This is a genomic window from Streptomyces lancefieldiae (genome assembly GCF_031845825.1).
In the GTDB taxonomy this organism is placed as follows: domain Bacteria; phylum Actinomycetota; class Actinomycetes; order Streptomycetales; family Streptomycetaceae; genus Streptomyces; species Streptomyces lancefieldiae.
The window spans coordinates 1-1990 of the sequence record NZ_JAVRFH010000188.1; the positions used below are offsets into that span (position 1 = coordinate 1).

The 1990-nt window shown below is 73.5% G+C and carries 1 protein-coding gene; it reads left to right on the forward strand.

From position 1 onward, the window contains the following. Positions 1-1990, forward strand: a 1990-nt coding sequence (locus RM812_RS41455) for a type I polyketide synthase (protein WP_311586090.1), incomplete at both ends; no start/stop codon positions are given.

A 1990-nucleotide genomic window follows, 5' to 3' on the forward strand; every position in this document is an offset into this window, starting at 1 on the left:
CGTGTGGACTGGTCGGCTGGGGCGGTCGAACTGCTGACCGAGGCCATCAAGTGGCCGCGCATACCGGGGCGGCCCAGGCGGGCGGGCGTGTCCGCCTTCGGGGTCAGCGGAACCAACGCGCACCTGATCCTGGAGGAGGCGCCCTGGGAGGAGACGGCGCCGGCCACCGCAGGGCAGAAGTCCGGTGGCGCGGGCGGGCTGGTCCCGTGGGTCGTGTCGGCGCGGTCGGAGCAGGCGCTGCGGGCGCAGGCACGGAGACTGCGCGACTTCGCTGCCGCGGACGGGGACCTGGACGCCGGTGACGTCGCGTGGTCCTTGGTGTCGAGCCGGACATCCTTCGAGCACCGTGCCGTGGTGCTGGGCCGCGACCGGGACGAGCTGTTGAACGGGCTGGCGTCGCTGAGCGACGGCGCGCAGTCCGCACTGGTGGAGCGCGGTGTCGCCGGGGACCTGGGCGGCAGGGTGTTCATGTTTCCGGGGCAGGGAGCGCAGTGGGCCGGTGTCGCCCGGCCGTTGTACGACGCCTTCCCCGTGTTCGCGCAGAGCCTCGACGAGGTCTGTGCCCGTTTCGACTCCCGGCTGCCCTTCGCCTTGAAGCCCCTGCTCCTCGCCGACGCGCCCGCCCGGGACCACGCCGGGCGGACCGATGTCGCCCAGCCGGCATTGTTCGCCCTGCAGGTCGCCCTCTACCGGCTGCTGGTGCGCTACTGCGGCCGACCGGGCCGGCTCATCGGCCAGTCGGTGGGTGAGATCACCGCCGCCCACGTGTCCGGCGCCGTCGGCCTGGACGCCGCCACCGGACTCGTTGCCGCCCGGGGGCGGGTCATGCAGTCGCTCACCGAGCGTGGTGCCATGCTGGCGGTGCGCGCCCCGGAGGACGAGACGAACGCCCGGCTGAGCGCGTACCAGCGCGTCGGCATCGCTGCCGTCAACGGCCCGGAATCGGTGGTCGTCTCGGGCAGTCGCGAGGAGGTCCTCGCGCTCCGCGACGAACTCGCCGCCGGCGGCACCCCGGCGAAACTGCTCGAGGTCGACCACGCCTTTCACTCCCCGCTCATGGCCCCGGTCCTGGACGAGTTCGCCGGATCGATCGGCGAACTCACCGCCGGCGAGGCGTCGGATCCGCAGATCCCCGTCGTCTCGACCCGGCTGGGCCGCGAGGCCACGGCCCAGGAACTGACGTCCGTCACCCACTGGGTGAACCACGTCCGCGAACCCGTCCGCTTCTTCGACGCGGTGGAGCACGCCCGCACGGCCGGCGCGGACGTCTTCCTCGAAGTGGGACCGGGGTCGTCCCTCGCGAGCATCACCCACGAGGCCTTCGCCAGTGCGGGCGTGGACGACGCGGTGGTCCTGTCGGCGTCCCGACGCAACCGCGGTGCGGTGGAGACGCTGGTCGGAGCGCTGGCCCGGCTGCACGTCCGGGGCCACGCCGTGGAATGGGGCGCCCTGATCGGGGCGCGGCGCACCGTTGACCTCCCGACGTACGCCCTCCAGCGGCGCCGGTACTGGCTGGACTTCCTGGCAGGGACAGGCACGGCGGACGTGGACTCGGCAGGGCTGTCGGCCCCCGGGCACCCGCTGCTGGGGGCCGTGGTGGACTGCCCGGGCTCCGACGAGGTGGTGTTCACCGGCCGGTGGTCCGTACGGACGCACGACTGGCTGGCCGATCACGCCGTGTTCGGCGCGGTCGTCGTACCGGCGACGGCTTACCTGGACCTGGCGCTGTGGGTGGGCGACTCCTTCGGGTGCGCGGCGGTCGACGAACTCACCCTGGAAGCTCCCCTGATTCTTCCCGGCACGGTCGACGTGCGGGTGCGGATCGTCGTCGGAGCGGCCGACGAGACGGGGTGCCGCTCCCTGGAGGTGTACGCGCGTCCCAACGGGGACGACCGGTCCGTCGGCGGCTGGCACCGTCATGCGACGGGGAGGCTGGCACCGAGCGGCGACCCGGCGTCCGCGCGGACGCCGGACGCACGCGCACTCACGG